This window comes from Natrialba magadii ATCC 43099 (assembly GCF_000025625.1).
GTDB classification, from domain to species: domain Archaea; phylum Halobacteriota; class Halobacteria; order Halobacteriales; family Natrialbaceae; genus Natrialba; species Natrialba magadii.
The window spans coordinates 323,041-344,727 of sequence record NC_013923.1 but is presented as its reverse complement, the minus strand read 5'-3'; the positions used below and the strand labels follow the sequence as shown (position 1 = coordinate 344,727).

19 protein-coding genes are annotated in these 21,687 nt (G+C 63.0%); 11 read left to right on the top strand and 8 right to left on the bottom strand.

Going from position 1 to position 21,687, the window contains the following annotated elements; all coding sequences use genetic code 11:
* Positions 1-79: 79 nt before the first annotated feature.
* Together NMAG_RS18985 and NMAG_RS18980 are read left to right on the top strand one after the other, a co-directional pair.
* Positions 80-1,303 (top strand): MFS transporter, encoded by a 1,224-nt coding sequence (locus NMAG_RS18985; protein ID WP_004214481.1) that lies wholly within the window; start codon positions 80-82, stop codon positions 1,301-1,303.
* Between the two features lie 94 nt (positions 1,304-1,397).
* The gene (locus tag NMAG_RS18980; protein ID WP_004214480.1) at positions 1,398-2,600 is read left to right on the top strand and encodes a CaiB/BaiF CoA transferase family protein; all 1,203 of its coding nucleotides are present in this window, start codon (positions 1,398-1,400) and stop codon (positions 2,598-2,600) included.
* Between the two features lie 205 nt (positions 2,601-2,805).
* Here the strand turns inward: NMAG_RS18980 and NMAG_RS18975 are convergent, their stop codons facing one another.
* The 3 genes from NMAG_RS18975 to NMAG_RS18965 all read right to left on the bottom strand — a co-directional run bounded on the left by NMAG_RS18975 (position 2,806) and on the right by NMAG_RS18965 (position 6,225).
* Positions 2,806-3,306, bottom strand: coding sequence for an Lrp/AsnC family transcriptional regulator (locus NMAG_RS18975; RefSeq protein WP_004214479.1), 501 nt, complete (start codon positions 3,304-3,306; stop codon positions 2,806-2,808).
* A 95-nt stretch (positions 3,307-3,401) separates the two neighbouring features.
* Positions 3,402-4,634 (bottom strand): mandelate racemase/muconate lactonizing enzyme family protein, encoded by a 1,233-nt coding sequence (locus NMAG_RS18970; RefSeq protein WP_004214478.1) that lies wholly within the window; start codon positions 4,632-4,634, stop codon positions 3,402-3,404.
* A 193-nt stretch (positions 4,635-4,827) separates the two neighbouring features.
* Complete coding sequence (locus NMAG_RS18965) at positions 4,828-6,225, bottom strand: FAD-binding oxidoreductase (protein ID WP_004214477.1); 1,398 nt, start codon at positions 6,223-6,225, stop codon at positions 4,828-4,830.
* A gap of 160 nt (positions 6,226-6,385) precedes the next feature.
* Here NMAG_RS18965 and NMAG_RS18960 point away from each other — a divergent pair, with 160 nt between their 5' ends.
* Positions 6,386-6,820, top strand: a complete 435-nt coding sequence (locus tag NMAG_RS18960) for a universal stress protein (protein ID WP_004214476.1) — start codon at positions 6,386-6,388, stop codon at positions 6,818-6,820.
* Between the two features lie 32 nt (positions 6,821-6,852).
* Here NMAG_RS18960 and NMAG_RS18955 read toward each other — a convergent pair whose 3' ends face one another.
* The 4 genes from NMAG_RS18955 to NMAG_RS18940 all read right to left on the bottom strand — a co-directional run bounded on the left by NMAG_RS18955 (position 6,853) and on the right by NMAG_RS18940 (position 11,363).
* Entirely contained in the window at positions 6,853-8,343 is a 1,491-nt protein-coding gene (locus NMAG_RS18955; RefSeq protein ID WP_004214475.1) for a M20/M25/M40 family metallo-hydrolase, read from the bottom strand.
* A gap of 129 nt (positions 8,344-8,472) precedes the next feature.
* Positions 8,473-8,907 (bottom strand): Zn-ribbon domain-containing OB-fold protein, encoded by a 435-nt coding sequence (locus NMAG_RS18950; protein ID WP_004214474.1) that lies wholly within the window; start codon positions 8,905-8,907, stop codon positions 8,473-8,475.
* 2 nt (positions 8,908-8,909) lie between these two features.
* A complete protein-coding gene (locus NMAG_RS18945) occupies positions 8,910-10,103 on the bottom strand; it encodes a thiolase family protein (protein ID WP_004214473.1) in 1,194 nt (397 codons plus the stop codon).
* Between the two features lie 84 nt (positions 10,104-10,187).
* Positions 10,188-11,363, bottom strand: coding sequence for an MFS transporter (locus NMAG_RS18940; RefSeq protein WP_004214472.1), 1,176 nt, complete (start codon positions 11,361-11,363; stop codon positions 10,188-10,190).
* Between the two features lie 220 nt (positions 11,364-11,583).
* Between NMAG_RS18940 and NMAG_RS18935 the strand changes: the two genes are divergently transcribed.
* On the top strand, positions 11,584-12,744 hold the full coding sequence (locus NMAG_RS18935) for an NAD(P)/FAD-dependent oxidoreductase (RefSeq protein ID WP_004214471.1): 1,161 nt from the start codon (positions 11,584-11,586) through the stop codon (positions 12,742-12,744).
* Between the two features lie 49 nt (positions 12,745-12,793).
* Here the strand turns inward: NMAG_RS18935 and NMAG_RS18930 are convergent, their stop codons facing one another.
* Complete coding sequence (locus tag NMAG_RS18930; RefSeq protein ID WP_049916164.1) at positions 12,794-14,080, bottom strand: MFS transporter; 1,287 nt, start codon at positions 14,078-14,080, stop codon at positions 12,794-12,796.
* Between the two features lie 251 nt (positions 14,081-14,331).
* Here NMAG_RS18930 and NMAG_RS18925 point away from each other — a divergent pair, with 251 nt between their 5' ends.
* The 7 genes from NMAG_RS18925 (at position 14,332) to NMAG_RS18895 (ending at position 21,619) form a co-directional block, all read left to right on the top strand.
* The gene (locus NMAG_RS18925; RefSeq protein WP_004214469.1) at positions 14,332-14,871 is read left to right on the top strand and encodes a GNAT family N-acetyltransferase; all 540 of its coding nucleotides are present in this window, start codon (positions 14,332-14,334) and stop codon (positions 14,869-14,871) included.
* Positions 14,872-15,147: 276 nt separating this feature from the next.
* On the top strand, positions 15,148-16,377 hold the full coding sequence (locus NMAG_RS18920) for an enolase C-terminal domain-like protein (RefSeq protein ID WP_012996935.1): 1,230 nt from the start codon (positions 15,148-15,150) through the stop codon (positions 16,375-16,377).
* 159 nt (positions 16,378-16,536) lie between these two features.
* Positions 16,537-17,703, top strand: coding sequence for an enolase C-terminal domain-like protein (locus NMAG_RS18915; RefSeq protein WP_004214466.1), 1,167 nt, complete (start codon positions 16,537-16,539; stop codon positions 17,701-17,703).
* 168 nt (positions 17,704-17,871) lie between these two features.
* Positions 17,872-18,669, top strand: a complete 798-nt coding sequence (locus NMAG_RS18910; RefSeq protein ID WP_004214465.1) for an HpcH/HpaI aldolase family protein — start codon at positions 17,872-17,874, stop codon at positions 18,667-18,669.
* Positions 18,670-18,900: 231 nt separating this feature from the next.
* On the top strand, positions 18,901-19,815 hold the full coding sequence (locus NMAG_RS18905; RefSeq protein ID WP_012996934.1) for a CoA transferase subunit A: 915 nt from the start codon (positions 18,901-18,903) through the stop codon (positions 19,813-19,815).
* Positions 19,812-20,627, top strand: coding sequence for a 3-oxoadipate--succinyl-CoA transferase subunit B (locus NMAG_RS18900; protein ID WP_004214463.1), 816 nt, complete (start codon positions 19,812-19,814; stop codon positions 20,625-20,627). Before NMAG_RS18905 ends, NMAG_RS18900 begins: the two co-directional genes overlap by 4 nt.
* Positions 20,628-20,878: 251 nt before the next feature.
* Complete coding sequence (locus tag NMAG_RS18895; protein ID WP_004214461.1) at positions 20,879-21,619, top strand: SDR family NAD(P)-dependent oxidoreductase; 741 nt, start codon at positions 20,879-20,881, stop codon at positions 21,617-21,619.
* Positions 21,620-21,687: the final 68 nt, after the last annotated feature.

Sequence of the window (21,687 nt, the reverse complement as noted above, 5' to 3'; positions counted from 1 at the left end):
TGTCGGGATCGCTCTGGAATGGAGTCGTTTTCGGTGGTATACCAATCTTTAATTGGTCGTACTGCTAGCGTAGGGCCACGTGGTACCCGATCCGTCGCGCTCCCTGACCGCACTCTCCGAGACAGTCGCTGCACTCCGCAAGGACGGCCGTGGGTCGATCCTGCTCGCACTGGCAGGTGGCTGGTTCCTCTCGATGGGCGTTCGAATGATCTATCCGGTTATGCTTCCCCACCTTCGGGAAGCCTACGGGCTTGATTTGACGACCTCTGGCCTGCTACTGACGGTCCTCTTTCTCGCGTACGCGACCGGACAGTTGCCCGGTGGTATGCTCGCTGATCGAATCGGTGAGCGAACCGTGCTGACACTCAGTACGGTCGTTGCCGCGATAACGCTCGGACTTGTCATCACGGCAAACTCGCCGGCGATTCTCTTCGTCGCGACGGCACTGTTCGGGTTCGGAACGGCGCTGTACGCCGTCGCGAGGTACACCATCTTGCCGAAATTGTACCCGGATCGGATCGGCGCGGCAAACGGCGTCACTGCAGCCTCACAGGATGCCGGTCAGTCAGTGCTCCCGCCGCTTGCCGGCCTCATCGCGTCACTGTTCCTCTGGCAGCTCGGGTTCGGATTCGTCATTCCCCTGTTCTTGCTGATGGGCGCTGTCCTCTGGTACACCGTTCCGGTCGAGGAACCGGAAACGAACGGTGAGGACGATTCAGGTCCGCTGTCCGAACGTATCCGCGACCTCCTTACCGTGCTCGGACAGCGGGCTGTCATCTATCCGACTGCCGTGCTGGTGCTCGGACTCTGCGTCTGGCAGGCCTTCACGAGCTTTTATCCCACCTATCTCATCGAAGTCAAAGACCTCTCGACTACTGTCTCCTCGACATTGTTCGGGCTCTTCTTTGCGCTCGGCATTCTCATCAAACCCCTCGCGGGCGGCGCGTACGACCGTATCGGCATTCGGCGTTCGCTCGTCATCGTCGCAAGTGGTCCCGCAATCGCGCTCCTCGCGTTGCCGTTTGTCGAGGGGTTCTGGCCGTTGGTTGGAATAACGGCCCTCGTGAGTACACTCCTTGGGTTCGCGACCGTGACCGAACCGTACCTCCTCGAGACGCTCCCGGAGGAGATTAGAGGGACTGGATTCGGTATCCTTCGAACGATCGCGTTCATGGTCGCAGCGCTAAGCCCAGTCGCGTTCGGTGCGGCCGCTGACAACGACTTCTTCGATCAGGCGTTCATGGCGTTGGCCGTTCTCGCCGGTGTGATGTTGTTGCTCGCCGCTCGCATTCCGAAGCGGTGAGTGTCTCGTCGCCGTCGTCTCTGATCACCGTTCGAGCCTCCCCGTGTGCATTGTTCCCAAAAGCCTTTCTCGATTCACTCACATCCACTGTACTATGCAACCACAGCCGCTGGACGATCTCACCGTTGTCGACATGACACAGTCGGTGGCCGGACCTGTCTGTACGCAACTGCTCGGGGAAATGGGTGCCACCGTCATCAAGGTCGAACCGCCTGCAGGCGACAACTTCAGACACCTGATGGGTGGCAGTATGTTCACGCCGTTCAATCACGGCAAGCAGAGTCTCTGTGTCGACCTCAAGTCAGAAGACGGCCACGAAATCGTCACCGAACTGGTCGACGAAGCCGACGTCTTCATCGAGAGTTTCCGTCCCGGTGTTCTCGAACAGTACGACCTCGACTACGAGTCCGTTATCGAGCGAAACGAGGATGTGATCTACTGCTCGCTGTCGGGCTTCGGCCGCACCGGTCCCTACAGCTCCTACCCCGGCTACGACCCCTGTATTCAGGCGGTGTCCGGGCTCATGGCGACAACCGGCTATAGCGATCGTCCGCCGGTCCGTATTCGTGCGAGTCTCATCGACTGCGGTACGGGTGCGAACGCTGCCTTCGCAATCCTGGCGGCCGTCCGCCATCGCGACCGCCACGGCGAGGGGACCGAGATCGACATCTCGCTGTTCGACGTCGCCGTCGCCTGGATGTCCTACTGGATTTCGCGCTACGACCGCACTGGCGACCTCCCCGAACGCGCCGGCGGCCGCGGAATCGGCAGCGCGCCGAACGGCGTCTTTTCGGCCGGCGAGGACGGTACCGACAACATCTACGTCGCGACACTCTCTGAAACGATGTACGAGCGTCTCTGTCACCTTCTCGGCCGCGAGGACCTTCTCGAGGACGAGCGCTTCCAGACCATCGACGACCGTATGGAACACCGGGAGGTGCTCCGCGACGAGTTCACCGCCGAGTTCGAACAGTACGACGTCTGGGAACTCGAGAGGGAACTGCTCGACGCGGGGGTCCCATCGGGTGCGGTTCGAACCGTCGCAGATCTCGTCGACCGCGACCCACACGTCGAGGAGCGGGAGATGCTCGCCGATTCGTACAACCCGCAGACCGGCGAGTCGGTTGTCGCGCCCGCGCTCCCGTTCCGCTTTAGCGCGGGTCTTCACGACGGCGGTTTTTCCTCGCGACCGCCAGCGAAGGGCGAGCAGACGGCCGAGATTCTCGAGGCGCTCTCGTATTCGGCGGCCGATATCGACCGGCTGCACGAGCAGGAGGTGGTCTTTTCGGAAGCGTAGCTGCTGTCTGACTCTCTGTCTCTGTGTTCGCGCTCGCATTCACACTCGCACTCGCACTCGCACTCGCACTCACACTCACACCCGCACTCAGTCGGACTCGCACTCACACTCACACTCAATCGGACTCGCACTCACACTCACACTCAGTCGGACTCGCACTCACACTCACACTCAATCGGACTCGCACTCACACTCACACCCGCACTCAGTCGGACTCGAGTACAGTCCCAATCATCTCGTCGGACATGTTCGCGATCACCCGCCCGTCCGTTTTCACCTCCTGAATCACGAACTGCGAGGATGTTTCGTTGACGCCGGCGATTTCGACGATATCGTCGATGAGCGCGTGGAGTTGGTCGTGTGTTTGGACCCGTGAGATAACGATGAAGTCGATGTCTCCCATCACGTAGTAGACCTGTGAGACCCCGTCGATTTCGGCAATCGCCTCGCCGATATCCGCAGCGTAGCCGCTCTCGTGGGAGACAGTTACATCTGTGAACACGAGCATATCGAGTCCGAGCGCGTGCGGATCGACTGTCGACGCGGTCGCGGTGATCACCTCGTTGTCTTTCAGTTTGGTCAGTCGGTAGTGGATCGTCGACTTCGAAAGCTCGAGTTCCTCGGCGAGTTCTTCGAGATTCATCTCGCTCGATTGCTCTACTCGCGCGAGGATTCCGACGTCGGTTTCGTCGAGAGCGGCAGTCATACCGTCTGTTCGGCGAACTGTAGCTAAAAATCTCGCGTTCAGGCCCTGTTCTGTTCGGACTGGACGGCACCGGTGTTCAATCCGCCAGCGCTGGCCTACGCGCGGTGTTCTTCGACAACATCCCAGTCCAGTTCGATTCCCAGCCCCGGCGTATCCGGCACTTCGATGTACCCATCCTGAATCAGCGGCTCCTCGCGAGCCACCAGGTCGTCCCACCACGGCACGTCGCGCGCGTGGAACTCGAGTGCCAGGAAGTTCGGCACGGTCGCGCCGACGTGGACCCCGGCCATCGTCGCGACGGGGCTGCCGATGTTGTGGGGTGCGAGCGTCATGTAGTACGTATCGGCGAGTTCGGCGATCTTCTTGGTCTCGGCGATGCCGCCGGTCTTCGGGATGTCGGGGGCAACGAACGAGACGGCTTCCTGTTCGACGAGGTCGCGGAAGCCGTGACGACCGTAGCGGTTCTCGCCGGTGAGCAGGGGTTGCTCGACGCTGCGGTTGAGCGTCGCCATTGCGTCACCGTTCTCCGGCGGCAGGGGGTCTTCGACCCAGGCGAGGTCGTAGGACTCGAGTGCGTGACAGAGTTTCCGGGCCGCGTCCGAACTGAAGTTCCAGTGGAGGTCGACGGCGACCTCTGCCTCGGCACCGACCTCGTCGGTGACGGCCTCGACGAGGCGACGCTTGTGCTCGATTTCGGGACTGTCGAAATGTCGCGAGATGGTGTCGATTTCGCGACCAGAGGGCACGTCCAGGTCGAACTTGATACTCTCGAAGCCGTCATCGACGGCGGCGCGGGCGGCGCGGGCGTAGGCTTCGGGCTTGTAGACGCCGTGTGCTTCGCCCTCGTTGAGCGCCGATTCGACCATTCCCTCGCCCGCATGGCAGTCAGCGTACATTCGGACCTCCTCGCGCATCTTGCCCCCCAGGAGCTGGTAGACCGGCTGGTCGAGAATCTTTCCGGCGGCGTCCCACAGCGCGAGTTCGACGCCGCTGATCGCGATGGTGCCGATGCCGTCCTGTGAGCCGCGTCCCGAGAGCGCCTCACGCATGAGGTGATAGAGCCGCTCGACGTCGAGCGGGTTCTCCCCTTCCAGTACGGGCCCGAAGAAGTCGGTGATGACCTCGTGGACGCCGGGTGAGGGGTAGGCCTCGCCGATGCCGGTGACGCCAGCGTCGGTCTCGACGGTGACGATGGTCCACGGGAAGTTGCCGTCGATGACGACCGTCTCTACGTCGGTGATCGCTGGCGTCTCGGTCGACCGCGCTGGCGTCTGATCAAAATCCGGCCAGATACTCGTTGCTAACCGCGCCGCGAAGTCCGTATACATGGTATCACGTGGCACCGTTGCGAGCCGAGGGTATCAATCTACTGGTACTGGCGATTTGGTGTGGCTGCCAGGGGCTTCGAAGAGCTGTTAGAAACCGTCTCTGTTGGTAGTGACTGGCGATAACGACGACGACAATTACAACTCCTACTCCCACTCCCACTCTTACCGCTGCGACAGCAACCGACGACGACACCTACTCCCGCTCCGGCAACACCTTCCCCGGATTCAGAATCCCGTTCGGATCCATCGTCTCCTTGACCGACTGCATCAACTCGAGTGCGGCCCCGTGCTCGTCGGCCATGAACTTGCGCTTTCCGATACCGACACCGTGCTCGCCGGTGGCAGTTCCACCGAGTTCGATCGCGCGAGTGACGACCCGCTCGTTCAGTTCGTGAGCCCGTTCGACCATCTCCTCGTCGTCCGGATCAACCAGTGGCGTGAAGTGGAGATTCCCGTCGCCAGCGTGGCCGACGCAGGACGTAACGAGGTCGAGGTCGTCGCTCACCTCCTGTACCGTCTGAACGATTTCGGGATAGGACGAGATCGGTACCACCACGTCGCCGACGAGTGCGATATCCCACTCCTCGCGGTAACTCCGCGTCGCAAAGAGCTTGTCCCGGCGGGCCTGCCAGATCTCGTCGATGTCCTCCTGGGCTGCTGCCTCCCAGGAGGTCATGCCGTGATCTTCGCAAATTGCCTTCGCGAACGCCAGATCCTCCTCGATCCCGTCGTTGTTGGCGTGTAACTCGATGAGCAACGTCGGCTGTTCCGTAAACGGCGCATCATCTCGGTAGGCGTTCAGCATCTTCGTCGACATCTCGTCGATGAACTCGAGTGCACCCGGCACGAGCGCAGAACCAATGGCGTCGGCGACGGCTCGCGAGGCCGACTCTCGGTCCGGAAAGGTGACGAGGGCCGCCCGCCGGTGTTCCGGAATGCCGACGAGGCCGATCGTCGCCTCCGTCACGACGCCCAGGGTACCCTCGCTGCCGACGAGCAAGTCTTTCAGGCTGTAGCCCGCGGAGGTCTTGACGACGCCGCGGCCACACTCTACCACGCGACCGTCTGCGGTGACGACCTCGAGCCGGCGGATGTGGTCGCGTGTCTCGCCGTAGCGGACGGCGTTGAAGCCGCTCGCGTTCGTCGCGACCATGCCGCCCATCGTGGCAACTTCACCACTCGAGATGCCCGGTGCGAACCGGAGTCCGTATGCGGCAAGCTCTTCGTTCAGATCGTCGTAGACGACGCCCGCGCCGACGGTCGCCTGCATGTCTGCGGGGGAGACGTCGATATCAGTCAGTTCAGCTGTGTTGAGAACGATGCCGCCGTCGACTGGAACGGCGTTGCCCTCGAGTCCGGAGCCGCCGGACCAGGGAGTGACGGGAATCCCTCGGTCGTTGGCAGCCTGCAGGACGGTCGCGACGTCGTCTGTCGAGGCTGCCCAGACGACTGCCTCCGGGAGGCGACCGGTATGACCGCTCTCGTCGGACACGTGCTGTTTGCGAGCGCTCGCCTCGAAGCTCACCCGACCGTCGATCGGGAGGTCCGCGAGGAAGCGACAGGCTGACCCGGACCCCGTTTCGTGTGCCATCGTCACATATGGTGTGTGGACGAGCACAAAACAGCACCGGTTGCGGAGAGAACCGCTGGCCAGGACCGTTGCTCGTCGCGATCGCTGGCGCTCCCGTCAGCACCTTCTGAGCCGGAAGCTACATACGGATCTGCACACATTCATTCCAACAGAGATTCCAATGTACCAGATTGTTATTCCAGTCGACTCGGAGCAAGACCGCGGCACGAAAGCAGCACAGCACGTGATCGACCTCGTTGGTGAGGACGGCCCGATCGATGACCCCGATACCGTTGCTGTGTCGGTCCTGAACGTGTTCAAGGAGTTCGAAGCGAGGGACGAAGGCATCGCTCGCTCCGAGGACCTCTACGACGAAAACGAGTTCCCGGACGCCGCTCTCGACGTTCGTGACGAACTGATGGCCGCCGGCATCGAACCGGACCTCGTCCGCCGCCACGGCGACCCGGCCGCTGAGATCATCGAGTACGCGAACGAACTGCCGGCCGACGCGATCGTCCTCGCGGGCCGCAAGCGCTCGGCCGTCGGCAAGGCCGTCTTCGGGAGCGTCACACAGGACGTTATTCTCAACGCAGACCAGGCTGTCACAGTCGTCTAAGTCTAAGTCTAAGTCTAAGTCTAAGTCTAAGTCTAAGTCGAAGTTGAGGTCGAGGACGAGGCCGAGGCCGAGGAACCCGAAAGATCTGCCTCGGCAAACTCCGAAAGGAGTGCTACTGTAGTCCGTGCCCCTGCGCGGAAGCACGAGAGTTTGAGGTTCTCGTTCGGCGCGTGGTTACGCTCGTCCTCGTTCGCGTAGGGGATCACGAGACACGGCACGTCCAAGTTGTCCGCGAAGACGTACGTCGGAACAGACCCACCGAGTGTCGGCTTCAGAATCGGCTCGGTGCCCCATCCTTCGCGCGTCGCCCGCATCGCCGGCTCGACCACGGGACTGTCGGCTGGCGTCCGCTGCGGTGCCATCGCGGCGACGCGGGAGAGTTCGACCTCGATGCCAGCCGGCACGTGTGCCGTCGCGTAGTCGACGAGCGACTCGTAGATCGCGTCCGGATCCTGGTCGGCAACCAGTCGGAAGTCGATATTCGCGCTCGCTTCCGAGGGGAGCACCGTCTTCATCCCGTCGCCGTGGTAGCCCGCGTCGAGCCCCGCGACGTTGAGGTTCGGACGCGTAAGCAGGCGCTCGACGTAGTTCTCGTCCGCATCGGTTTCGAACGCGTCGAGCGCGAGTTCGTCTCGAATCTCGTCCTCGTCGACCGGAATCTCCGCGACGATTTCTCGACCGCGGTCGGTTAGCGGCCGCACGTCGTCGTCGAATCCATCGAGCGTCACGTGCCCGTCGTCCTCGAGTGAGGCGAGTAGATCGGTGAGTGCGGCGGCCGGGTTCGGCACCGGGCCGCCGAAGTTGCCCGAGTGCAGGTCCTGATTCGCCCCGCGCAGTTCGAGGTCGACGTACAGGAGTCCGCGCGCGCCGAGCAGGACGTGGGGCCGTCCCGACGAATCGATCGGCCCGTCCGCGACGACGGCAACGTCGCAGGCGAGGTCGTCCCGGTGCTCGCGGACGAGCCACTCGAGATGCTCGCTGCCGCTTTCCTCCTCGCCCTCGATCAGGAGGGTGACGTTCGCGGGGAGGCCGGTGGTTTCGCGCAGTGCGCGGACGGCACAGACGTGGGCGAACCACTGGCCCTTGTTGTCGCCCGCGCCGCGGGCGTAGAGGCGCTGCTCGCCGTCGGGCCCCTCGCGGACGGTTGGCTCGAACGGCGGTGAGTCCCACTCCTCGGGTGTCGCGGGCTGGACGTCGTAGTGGCCGTAGAGGTGGATTGTCGGTGTCTCCTGACTGGTCTCGTCATCGTCAGCCGCTTTTTCTCGCGCCTCTCCGCCACGGTCGGCCGCCGCATGCGCGATAACCGCCGGCTGTCCCGGCGTCTCGACGATCTCCGCCTCGTCGAAGCCGTACTCGAGACACAGTTCCTGCACCATCGAGGCGCACTCGACAACGCCCTCGTCGGTCGCGCTGATCGAGGGCTGGGCGAGCAACGACTCGAGATCGGTGCGGAACGTCTCGTCGTGTTCCTCGAGGGCGTCCGTGGGATCGGACGCGCCGGCGGGCGTACTCGAGTCGGTCACGAACGGAACACCTCGCGTGGTGATCGCGGCTGCTGATGTGACATGCTATCTGAACACACGATTCGTGCCCGGATACAAAGCTCTACGGGAAGCCCAGGCATTTGACCGCGAGACAGGTCGTTGACGCCGTCAGTCGTGGTCCGTGTTCGAGTCTGCGGCCGGATCGCAATCACGCAAGCGAGCCACGAAGAACGGCTCGTCGCCGCGCCGGCCGCGGTCGTACTCGTGCGGATACGCATGGGGCTCAATCACGACGGCGTCGCCGATTGCGAGCTCTTCGTATGGGGCCTCGAACTCGGCGAGCACTCGCGGTCCCTCCTCGAGTGCCACCAGTCCGACGACGAGTTTGTCGTGGAATCCCTCGGCGGTCGCGTGCTGGCGGGTGACCGAGTACAGGGCTCCCCTCCCCGGCGAGTCGGCCCACTCGACGCTTCTCGAGTAACAGTGCGGACAGTTCGGTGCTGGTGGGAAGAAGTACTCATCACACTCCCCACAGTGTGGGACGACGAATCGTCCGTCTGCGAGTGCCTCCCAGAACGGGTCGGTGAACGCGGTTTCGGTCATCGCTACGCACCCCTCCCTCTCGCGAAGACGGTGGCGGTCGCGCCGTTGACGTGGCCGTGCTCTGCGGTCGTCATGACGTGCTCGGCGTCTACAATCTGCGTCGAGGCCGTTCCCCTGAGCTGGCGGACGGCCTCGACGTAGTTGTACAACGGCGTTACCATCGGCGGGTGGCCCCGGCCGAGACAGCCGCCGGAGGGGCTGATCGGGAACGAACCGTCAGGTCGCGTTTGACCGTCGAGACACGCTGTGACGCCCTCCCCGCGGTCGACCAGACCGAGTTCCTCGGTGATGATCGCCTCGATGTGCGGAAACGGCGCGTACGGCTCGTAGACGTCCAGCTCATCTGGTGCCAGTCCGGCCTCCTGGCTCGCCGTCCGGGCTGCTCGCCGAACCGCGGGGAGTTCGGTGATCGGCTCGCCGTGGGTCTGCAGGAAGTGACTCGCCGCGTGGTGGCTGCCGACTCCGGCGACCGTGATCGGTGGGTCGCCACCGTTTCCAGATTCTGTGTCCGTCTCCCCACCATCGTCGGCTGTCACCACCAGCGCCGCCGCCCCATCACACGGTGCCGGACAGTCGTACAGCCGAATCGGCTCTGCGATCGGCCGGGACTCGAGTACGTCCACCCGATCGACCCCGTCGCTGAACAGGGTGTCCGGATCGTCGGCCGCGTTCTCGCGGTTTTTCACGACGATGTCGGCGATATCGTCGCGGTCGATATCGTGTTCGTAACAGTACCGCTGCATGCTCTGGGCGTAGGCCCCCGGCACCGATAGCCCGATTGGGGATTCGAACTCCGCGTCGAACGTGCTGAGGATGTACTCGAAGTAGGGACCGGTCGTCTCAACGATCGAACTCCGTTCGGCGGCGAGGACGACCGCCGTGTCGACGACGCCGTGTCGAACGTCGTGGACAGCGGTCTGAAACGCGTTTGCGCTACTCGAGCCGCCGGTCGACACCTCGAGCGTCCGGTCGGGTTCGATGCCGAGTCTGTGGACGAGCGTGGTCGAGACGAACTTCTGCGCCGCCCACGGCCGCGGCGCGGGCATGTAGAGCCCGTCGATCGCTTCGGGCGACAATCTCGCGTCCGCCAGCGCGTCATGAAGGACAGTCAGTGCGAGTTCTCGTTCGGGACTCGAGTGCGTTCCGTTCGGGAGTAATCCGATCCCGGTAACTGCGGCTGTGCGTGAGTGTCCCATGCGATGGTGGGCTATTGTGGGTGCAGTGCCATACGTCTAGGTGCGGTTGAGATGGCAGGTGTGGGTAATATCGTCTGGGCCAACCTACAAATCCAGCGAGAACAGCCAGTTCGCGGCGAACGCGATAACCGCGAGGAGCAACAGGCCGGCGAGAAACGCGAAGGCAACACCCCAGCCGAGGAAATCGGCAATGAGGCCGACGATGACCGAGCCGAGCGAGGCCGTGATGACGTAGACCGTCCGGACGAGACCGAAGCCCGTTCCGCGCTCCTCGTCCCCGAGCGCGTTGAGAAACCGTGGTAGCAGTGATGCCTCGAAGCTCATGCCGATTCCGAGGAGGAGTACGCCTACTGCGGCGCTGACGAGGCCGGGACCGGCGACGAGCAGCCAGAGACCGATCGCACCGAGGAGGAGACAGCCGGCAGTCGCTCGGTCGCGTCCGAACCGGTCCGAGACCGCACCGACGCCGACCTGTGCGATTCCCTGCGCGACGAAGTACGCCGAGAAGCCGGTCGCCGCGAGGGTCGGTGAGTACTCGCGGTGCTCGATGAGAAAGACCGGGAGGAACGACGCCGCGCCCTGCCAGACGAACTCACCGACGATGGCGACGAACAGCGTGAACGCGATGACGGGCCGCGAGAGAATCTCGAGGAGCGACGCCAGGTCGAACTGGTCGCGCATCGACTGCTCTGGCCGTCGCGGCTCGGTCGGTTTGACTAACAGTGCGAACAGCGCGAACGCCGGAACCCCGACCACAGCGGTGGTGACGATCGCCGCGCGCCAGCCGTAGGTGACGCCGACCCAGGCGACGATCAGCGGCGCGACCAGGCCGGCGATCGTCGCTCCAGAGTTGTGGATGCCGATCGCGGTGCCGACGTTGTCGTGGATCCGCGACAGCAGCGTCGTCGCGACGCTGTAGTGTAACCCCGCGACTGCGCCGAGGATCACCGTCGCGACGACGAAAATGCCGAAGACTGGAGCCACAGCGATGAGCACGCTCGCGACCGCAGTTCCGCCGAGTGCGACGAGGATGACGACTCGCTCACCGTACCGGTCGCCGAGGACGCCGCTCGGGAACTGCGACAGTCCGTAGGCGAGCCACATTCCTGTCAGTGCCACGCCGATGACGGCGTTCGACACGCCGAACTCCTCCGTGATCGACGGCACGACCGGGCTGATCGCGACCCGGCCGTACATCGTCACGAAAAACGCAAGCGTACACAGGGCAAGCACCGTCTCTCGATATCGCCAGCGCATCATCGAACATCGACCGGTCGACTCGACAGTAGTCCGCTCGCACCCCGTCTGCAGCTCGATCCGATGGCGCTCGAGAGGGATGTACTCGAGTCGACTCGCTCTGCGTGATACTCATCCGTCGATACTAAGAATGTAGGGGATTCTGAGACGATGTTGAACGAGAGTCGGCGTCGTTCATACGGCGAACGAAAATGGTATGTCGGTGTTCGAATGATAGTGTCCTATGTGCTCATCTCACAAGGAACGCGATCACGTCGTGATTGTTGGTGCCGGCGTCGCCGGCTGTCACGCCGCCAGAAATCTCGCGGTCGACCACGAGGTCACAGTACTGGACCGAAGCGGTATCGCGGCCGAAGCGACGGGCCTCTCTGCGGGGATCATCGCCCCGACGCTCTTCTACAGTGACGCGCCCGATGTTGCTCGGCACGCGAACGACTTCTTCCGCGAGTTCGACGACTCCCACGGCTTCACGTTCACCAAACGGGATCGGATCGACGTGATGACCGAGGCTGAGGCGACGGAGGCACAGGAGCTCGCCTCCCGACTGTCGGACGAGGGGTTTCCGGTTGCGTACCGGGACTCGAGTGCGGTCACGGAGCGCTACCCCCAGTTCAATCTCGCGGAGTTTGCGGGTGCAGTGATGTACGAGGACACTGGCTGGGTCGACCCGTACACGTACGCGACGGCCCTCCAGAGTGCGGCGCGCGAGCGGGGTGCGACGTTCGAGTTAGATGCGGAAGTAACTGATCTGGTGAGTGACGGTGGCGATGTGTCTGGTGTCGAAACGGCGTCCGGAACTATCGAGGCGGACGCGGTTGTGATCGCGGCCGGCTGGCGAACGAGTAGTCTGTTGCCCGATGGTGTCGACGTTCAGATCCGCCCGTATCGGACGCAGGTCGTCGTCCTCGAACCGGAGGAGCAACTCTCGTCGGAGTTCCCACTCGGGCGCGTCGGGAGCGAACACATCTACTTCCGCCCGGAGCACAACGGTGACCTGCTGATCGGCGGTGGCCACTACCCGATCGACGATCCGGCGTCGTACACGACGGATGTCGACGAGTCGTTCCGGCTCGACATTGCTGATTTCGTCCCCGAGTTCGTCGACGGCTTCGACGACGCTGGCTTCGTCAACGGCTGGGCAGGGATCGATACCGCGTCGCCGGATACGCGTCCGATCATTGACGCGCCGCGGGATGCACCCGACGGCCTGCTCGTCGCAGCCGGATTCAACGGACTTGGCATCATGACCTCGCCGGTCGTCGGTCCGACAGTTCGTGAGCGGCTGACGGGCGAGTCGCCGTCGTTCTCGACCGACCTGTTCGCGGCGGACCGCTTCGGGGATGTCTCCGAGTCGTTCGAGTACGTTTCGACCTCGGACGTCTAGCGTCCCGATCTGTAGAACGAGTCTGCGGCGCTTTTTTGTCCGTTCGTCCTCAGCTCCGTCTGTCGCCAGTTCGTGAGAGCGCAATTGCGAGGACAGCGCCCGCTGCGGGGAAGACGGCGAGGATGACGAACGTCTGCCAGACGGAGCCGATCGAGAGGAGGAAGCCGGCGATCGCCGCGCCGGCAGCACCAATCCCGAAGACGCCCAGATAGGTGTAGCCGTAGGAGAGCCCACGCTCTCCGGGTGGACTATATTCTGCGATAGTCGCCTGGTACATCGGCTGCAAGGAGAACAGCAGGAAGCCAAGCAGCGCGCTGACGAGTAAGAGCGTTGCCAGCCCGGCCTGTGCGGCTGGCACGAACAGGACGGCGACGACGGTGAGCGAGGCGAAGATGACGGCAAGGCCGGTCTCGGTCGGAATGCGGTCGGTGAGCTTCCCGCCGACGTACTGGCCGGCCATGCCGACCATCAGGAGCCCGGCGTAGAGGTAGGATGCGGGGTTGAACTCCTCTGCCATGGGACTATCGGGGTCGAACAACTGGAGCTGCTCGGCGACGTCGGGCATGAAGTCGCTCAGCACGTCCGGCAGGAACGTCAGGGTGCCGCGGTAGAACAGCCCGTTCATCATCACGACCGCGATAGCGACAGTGAAGCCGAGCGTGAACAGCGCGCGACTGTCCGCGACGAATCGCGAGAGCGTCATCTGTCCCTCGGCGTCCCCGTCGACGTCGCCACCGTCGGTCTCGGCCTGCACGGCCGCTCGCTCGTCGAAGCTCGCCGTCAGCGCGTATGCGATCGCGATGCCTGCGGGAATGACGAGCAGTGCAGTAACGAGCCGCCAGTCGAAGAACAACAGGAGAATCGCCGTCAGCAACGGCCCGAAGGCGATGCCGAAGTTGCCGGCCATGCCGTGGTAGGCAAAGCCGGTGCCGCGCTGCTCAACGCCGGTCGAGATCAGCGAGAGCCCTGCTGGATGGTAAATGCTCGCTGCAACACCCCAAAGACAGAGTGCGATTGTGATTGTGACGATTCCCTGTGCAGCACTCAACAGGAGGAACGAGGCACCCATTCCGGCCAGACATGCCAACACGAGCTCGCGGGACCCGAAGCGGTCAACGAGGACTCCCGCCGGCAGCGCGCCGACCCCGAACAGGCCGTAGCCCACCGCGACGACGGTGCCCAGCACCGCCGTACTCACGCCGAACTCGGTGAGCCAGATCACCATCAGGATCGGGATCGAGAGTTCGTACGTGTGGACGACCGCGTGGGAAATCATCGCGAACCCCGTGATCGATTTGTCGTTGTCGTTCATCCGACCGGACTGTGCCGTACTCATTGACAGTTCACACACGAACTCCCTCCGCCATAACGATTTCCACCTGTACGTACCTGGGACGAACTTTCTGAGTATTGTAGAACCTAGTCCTTAACAAACGCATGATGGATGAATAATGTTAAAATAGTATCCGTCCTACGTGTGCACATGTCGCACTGTGACCAGCCCGTCTTTCACTGTCGATGGCCGTCTCGAACCGACCACGATGGTGGCCACGGTTGCCGCGTCACGTGCACTTCCTTACTCGAGTAATGACTGCTCACAACTCAGATTCCGAGACCGAGATGGATAGCGCCCCAGCGAAACAACCGCCGAGTCGGCCGCTCCGAACTGACGGTGGGAGCGACGACAGCGAGGCTGGACACGAAATCGATATCCGTGAAATCGAGTCGCTCGCCGACGTTCGCGATGTCTTTCCGATTCTCGTCGAACTCCGCGATCACCTCGATGAGGAACAGTATCTGGAACACTACGTCGAGATGGCCGGAGACGGCTACACGATGTTCGCCTGTGATGTCGACGGCGACCCCGTCGCGGTCGCCGGCGTGAAGATCACGACCAACTTCTACCTCGGTCGCCACGCCTACGTCTACGACCTCGTCACGACCGAGGGCGAACGATCGAAGGGCTACGGTCGGCGGCTACTCGAGTACGTCCACGAGTGGGCGGCCGACCACGGCTGTGAGGCGGTCGAACTCGAGTCGGGGCTGTGGCGCGACGAGGCGCACGCCTTTTACGAGGATCTGGGGTACGAGAAGTACTGTTATTCGTTTACGTACGACCTTTCCTGATCGGACGGGCCAGGTCCGTTCGAGTATCCTGTTCTGGGGCCGGCTCCGTTCGGGTACCCTGATTCGAGGTCGACTCCGTTCGAGTGCCTGTTTCGAGAGCCGGCTCTCTTCGGGTACCCGAACTGTTATGTTTGGCATTGCTGTGTGTTCACTCATGCCAATTAACGAGGCAGCTAACTCCACGAACTCACCAGCTGGCCGTCGGTGCCAGTGCCGTCCCGCTCGCGTCATCGACCAACGGACCGTTCCTGCCCGCCGAACTCGGAGGGGGTGGCCGTGAAGATCACCGGCTACGAGTGCGTCGAACTGACGGGAACACTCGAGGGCTACGACGATGCGCGAACGTTCTACGAGGAGCGACTGGCGATCCCACTCGACGTCTATGACGAGTTCCGTTCGATCGGTGCAGAGTATCTGATGGGGACGGACGACGTGATGACTCCCTACGTCGACGAGGAGCGAGACGAGATCCGCGTCACGCAGACGTACCTCCGGCTCGAGACCGACGCGGGTATCGAGGGTGTCGCGGGGCCGATCGACCGCGAGTGGGCTCGTCTGGTCGACTCCGTCGCCAGCCTGCTCGTCGGTCGGGACGCACTCGCAACCGAGAAGCTCTGGGATCTCATGTATCGAAACGAGATCCACGGCCGAAAGGGCAAGACGATGAAGGCGATCAGCGCGATCGACTGCGCACTCTGGGATCTGAAGGGCAAGTACTACGACGAGCCGGTCTACCGGCTGCTCGGCGGACCGACACGGACGGAGATACCTGCCTACGCCTCGATGCTCGGGTACTCGGTCGATCCCGCCGACGTTCGCGAGCGTGCGACGACGATGAAGGCAGCCGGCTACGACGCCCAGAAGTGGTTCTTCAGACACGGCCCCGGCTCCGGCACGGACGGGCTGGAACAGAACCTCGAACTCGCGGAGGCAGCACGCAACGCGGTCGGCGACGACTACGACCTCATGTTCGACTGCTGGATGAGCTGGACTCGCAGCTACGCCGAGCGGGCGATTCCGAAGCTCGCCGACTACGACCCGCGCTGGATCGAGGAACCAGTTCACCCCGACCGACTCGACCAGCTCGCACGCCTCCGCGAAACCTCCCACGTCCCCATCGCGGGCGGCGAACACGAGTATACCCGCTGGGGTATCCACCAGCTCCTCCAGCGCGAGGCCCTCGACGTCGTCCAGGCCGATACGTTCTGGGCCGGCGGCATCACGGAACTCCAGCGAATCTGCACGCTCGGTTCCGCCCACGACGTGCCCGTAATCCCCCACGGCCACTCCGTCTCGGCGAACCTGCATCTCACCGCCGCGCAGTCGCCCGCCGTCTCGCCGATACTCGAGTACCTCGTGAAGTGGAACGAAGGGTTCCAGTTCTTCCTGGAGGATCCGCCGGAGCCCGAGGATGGGGTAATTTCGCTCGACGACCGACCTGGGTTGGGGATCGTGATCGACGAGTCGGTGGTGGAGTCGCGGACGCAGGTGTGTTCGTCCTCGTAGGCGGGTTGTTGTTCCGGTTTTTGGGTTTTCAGACGTTCTGGTATTCGGGGTTTGGCTGTTTCGATGGTTTAGCACGTATCTCGCCGTCGTCGCTGTTATCATCCAGCCGGAATCACCGCGGGGAAAGAGATTAGGTAACAGTCGACAATGCGCCGGTAGATGCCTCCCGAGATCACGCGCATCGAGTCCGTCGAGTTCGGCTACGAGTTACCGGACGTCGGTTACGCGCCGAACGGTTTCAGTATCGTCTACGAGCCCGGAACGACCACGGAGCGGAAACTGTTCGCGCTTCGCGTCGAAACCGACGCTGGGATCACTGGCGAGTACATCGGTGGCAACTCGCCTGCCGCCGCACAGCTCAACATGGTCGCCGACTACCTCGTCGGGAAGAACCCACTCGACCGCGAACAACACTGGAGCGCGCTCAAGCGCGCACTCAGGAAGTACGACTGGATGGGGATGGGGCCGATCGACATCGCCCTCTGGGATTTCGCCGGCAAGTACCGCGACGCGCCGGTTCACGAACTGCTCGGCACCTACCGGCGATCGTTCCCCAGCTATGCCTCGACCTATCAGGGCGACCGCAACGGCGGTCTCGACTCCCCGGAAGCCTACGCTGACTTCGCCGAAGACTGCCTCGAAATGGGGTATCAGGGATTCAAGATCCACGACTGGGGCGGCGACTGGACCGACGCAGAGGAGTCGGCCGAGACGGTCCGCGAAGTCGGCCGCCGTGTCGGCGACGAGATGGACCTGATGATCGACCCTGCCTGCAACCCGGTCACGTTCGCGGACGCGCTCAAAATTGGGAAGGCCTGCGACGAGATGGACTACCTCTGGTACGAAGACCCCTACCGGGACGGCGGCATCTCCCAGCACGGCCACCGCAAACTTCGCGAGCAACTCGAGACGCCGCTGTTGCAGACCGAGCACGTGCGCGGCCTCGAGCCCCACACCGATTTCATTGCAGCGGACGCGACGGACTTCGTCCGCGCGGATCCGGAGTACGACGGCGGTATCACGGGCGCGATGAAGATTGCCCGCGTCGCGGAAGGCTTCGGGTTGGACGTGGAGTACCACGCGCCTGGCCCGGCCCAGCGCCACTGTCTGGCGGCGACGCGCAACAGCAACTACTACGAGGTCGCGCTGGTCCATCCCGACTGTCCGAACACCCAGCCGCCGGTGTACGCCGACGACTACTCGGACATGCTCGATACGGTCGACGAGAACGGCCACGTTCAGGTTCCGGAGGGGCCAGGCCTTGGCGTCGAGTACGACTGGGGTGAGATTTACGAGCGCGAGATTGGCCGCCGGACCTACGAGTGAACTGGTCGGAACTCAGCTTGATAATGAGCACGAACACACACTCACGACGAACGTACAGAGATCACGCTCACCAATGTACAGAGACACACCAATGTACAGAGACACTTCCCACCCATAGACAGAGATGCTACCTTACCAACCTACAGGATCACGGAGGCCCTGCTTCCAATGACCGATGATGCCGACAGTGCCGACCTCGCAGCACAGCTTACCTCGGAGAACGCGCTCGGAATGTGGGTCTCGATCGGTCATCCCGCGATCGTCGAAGCGGCTGCCAGCGCGGGATTCGACTTCGTGCTGATCGACACCGAACACACGGCGATGAGTCTCGAGACCGTCGCGGCGCTCGCGCGAGCAGCGACGGCTGCGTCGGACGACCTCTCGGTCGTCGTCCGGCCAGCCTGGAACGACCCCGTTCGAATCAAGCGTATCCTCGATATCGGTGTCGATGGGATCATGGTGCCGATGATCGACGACGCTGCGGACGCACGGGAACTCGTCCAGGCGACGCGCTACCCGCCCGATGGCGACCGCGGTGTCGCCTCTGGACGTGCGGCGGACTACGGGGAGAACTTCGTCGAGTACGTTGAATCCGGCCACCGATCGCTGTGCGTTATCGGCCAGATCGAGACCGAATCGGGCGTCGAGAACGCTGAGGAAATCGCCGCAGTCAACGGCCTCGACGCGCTGTTCGTCGGCCCGGCAGATCTCTCGGCGTCGCTCGACGTCTTCTACGACTGGGACGCGCCCGAACTGGAGGCAGCGATGACCTCCGTCATCGAAACGGTGAACGATGCGGGGCTCGCGGTCGGCACGCTTTCGGTCCGTGCAGCCGACGTCGACAGGGCCGTCGAACGCGGTTTCGACTGGCAGATTGCGGGCAAGGACATGACGAGTCTCATCGAAACGGGCCGGGACGTGTGTGCGGCCTACGAGGAGAGCCTGGAACGACACGGAGAGCGCTGACTCGCTTCTCGCTCTCTCACGCTTCTCGCTTTTCGTCCTCGTTCACTACTTGCGCTCTTCTCGCTACTCGCACTCGTTCTCTACTCGCACTTGTTCGCCACTCGTACCCGATCCTCACCCCTTCCCTGTGCGCTGAACGGTTTCCCACCATTGGGCTGATGTGGTGAATTCGGTATGGATAACAACGCTTATGGCTGCTATTGACTACCACTCAACTATCCAGCCTCATCCATGAGCAAAGTGACCAGTATGCACGACGCCGTCGCGACAGCCGTCGACGACGGAGATAGTCTCTACCTCGCGGGATTCACTCACCTCATCCCGTTCGCCGCGGGACACGAAATCATCAGACAGGGCCGTACGGACCTCGAACTCATTCGAGCCACGCCGGACCTGATCTACGATCAGTTGATCGCCGCCGGCTGTGCGCGGAAGGTAACCTTCTCCTGGGCAGGCAACCCTGGCGTCGGTAGCCTTCCTGCGTTCCGACGCGCAGCCGAGGAGGGGTATCCCACTGAAATCGAACTCGAGGAGTACACGCACTTCGGGATGATCGCGGCACTCGAGGCCGGCGCATCGAACCTGCCGTTCATGCCGCTTCGGGGATTCATCGGTTCGGATCTGCCCGAGCACAACGACAACATCGCGCGGGTCGAGAGCCCGTTCGACGACGACTACGTCTACGCGGTTGCGCCGATCGAGCCCGACGTTGCAGTCGTTCGCGCCCAGCGAGCCGACGAGGACGGCAACGCCCACCTCTGGGGGATTCAGGGCGAAGTGAAGCTCGCTGCGCTGGCCGCGGACACGGTAATCCTCTCCGTCGAGGAGCAGTGCTCCGAGGAGACGATCCGGAGCGATCCGAACCGAACGGTCATCACGGCCGACGAGGTCGACCACGTCGTCGTCGAGCCCTACGGCTCGCATCCCTCCTACGCGCAGGGCTACTACGGCCGGGACAACGAGGCGTACCTGTCGTGGGCCGAGACCGCGGCCGACCGGGACACGGTCGAGGCGTGGCTCGACGAGTGGGTCTACGGCGTCGACGACCGACGCGAGTACGTCGAGAAACTGGGAACCGAACGTATCCTCGACCTCGAACCGGAGACAGCCTATGCAACGCCGGTTAATATGGGTGAGTACCGATGACGACGGACGAGACTGAGACCGACACCGAGACCGAAACTGCACGCGAACGCGCATACACGAACAGCGAACTGATGGTCGTCGCCGCAGCGCGGGAACTCGAGTCCGACGACTCCGTGCTCGTCGGAATCGGGAAGCCGAATCTCGCCTGCAACGTAGCGAAGCGGACGCACGCACCAGAACTGCGGATGGTCTACGAGTCTGGGACGATCGGCTCGAATCCGAAGACGCCGCCGCTGTCGATCGGCGATCCGGGGCTCGCTGCCGGTGCGCTCTCGATCGAACCGATGCGAAACGGGTTCAACTACTACCTGCAGGCGGGCCGCCTCGACGTCGGTTTCCTCGGTGGCGCGCAAATCGACCGGTACGGAAACATCAACTCGACGGTTATCGGCGACTACGACGACCCGATCGTTCGGTTGCCGGGAAGCGGCGGGGCCTGCGAAATCGCCTGTCACGTCGATCGAACGATGATCATCACGCCGCACACGGAACGCCGATTCCCCGAAGAGGTCGACTTCATTACGAGTCCTGGCTACGTCGACGGCCGTGAGGGGCGGGAGGAACTCGGACTCGACGGCGGTCCGGAGGCGGTGATCACTGATCTGGGCGTCTATCGATTCAACGACGACGGCGAACTGTACGTCGACTCGCTCCACCCGTCTGCAACTCGCGACGAGATCCAGTCGAAGACCGGCTGGGAGATCGAGTTCGCCGACGACCTGCAGCAAACGGCTGAACCCACGGACGAGGAACTCCGCCTCATTCGCGAGGAACTCGATCCGGAGGAACTCTACACCGATCAGGCGGAGTAGGTGCTGTCCGCCCTTCCGTGACCACACCCGTCCCAATCTTTCTCTCTCGAACGTACTCCTCTCCTTTCTCTCGAACTTGAACTCGGCCTCGACCTCGGTTTCTGTCCTGGTCCAGCCGAAACCGGACAGCGATCGACCGATCCGAACCTTACAGATCTATTTCCGACCTTTTCGGCTATTCCTCACACAACGATCGATAACAACACACTATTGACAAAAGCGTTAGGTACCCCCTCGAAAAATGGAGTGGTATGCCAACGACACTCGTGACCGGTGCGTCCCGCGGAATCGGCCGTGGGATCGCCGAGCGATTCGCCAGGGATGGATACGACGTCGCCGTCAACTACTACAGCAGCGAGGACGCCGCTACCGCGGTTGTCGACACAATTCGGGACGAGACGGACAGCGACGCCGTCGCCCTGCAGGCAGACGTGAGCGATCCCGATGCGGTCACAGGCCTCGTTGACGCGACGGTCGACCGATTCGGCGGCATCGACCACGTCGTCAACAACGCCGGCATCAACCAACACAAATACACTCCCGAACTGTCCGCCGAGGAGTTCAGTCAACTGCTCGAGGTCAACGCAACCAGCGCCTTCTCCGTGACGAAGACTGCACGGGAGCACCTACTCGAGTCCACCGTCTCTGAAGGGCCGTCCGTCATCAATCTCTCCTCGCGGCTCGCCTACGCGGGGGCGGCGTACGAACCACATTATGCGACGTCGAAGGCGGGAATTATCGCGCTGACGAAGAGCCACGCGAGCGAGTTCGCCCCGGATATTCGCGTGAATGCGATCGCACCGGGGTACATCGAGACGGATATGACGGATCAGACGAACACGGCGGAAGACAAACGCGAGCGACGCGAGCAGATCCCTCTCGAAAAGCTCGGGCAGCCGTCCGAAATCGGACAGGCGGCGGCGTTCCTCCGGGATGCGACGTTCGTGACGGGTGAGACGGTACACGTCAACGGCGGGCAGCGAATGCAATGACTGCTGTTCGATCGCTGTTCGATCGCTGTTCAATCGCCGACCTTTCTCGGCTCCTCGAGCGACGGAGC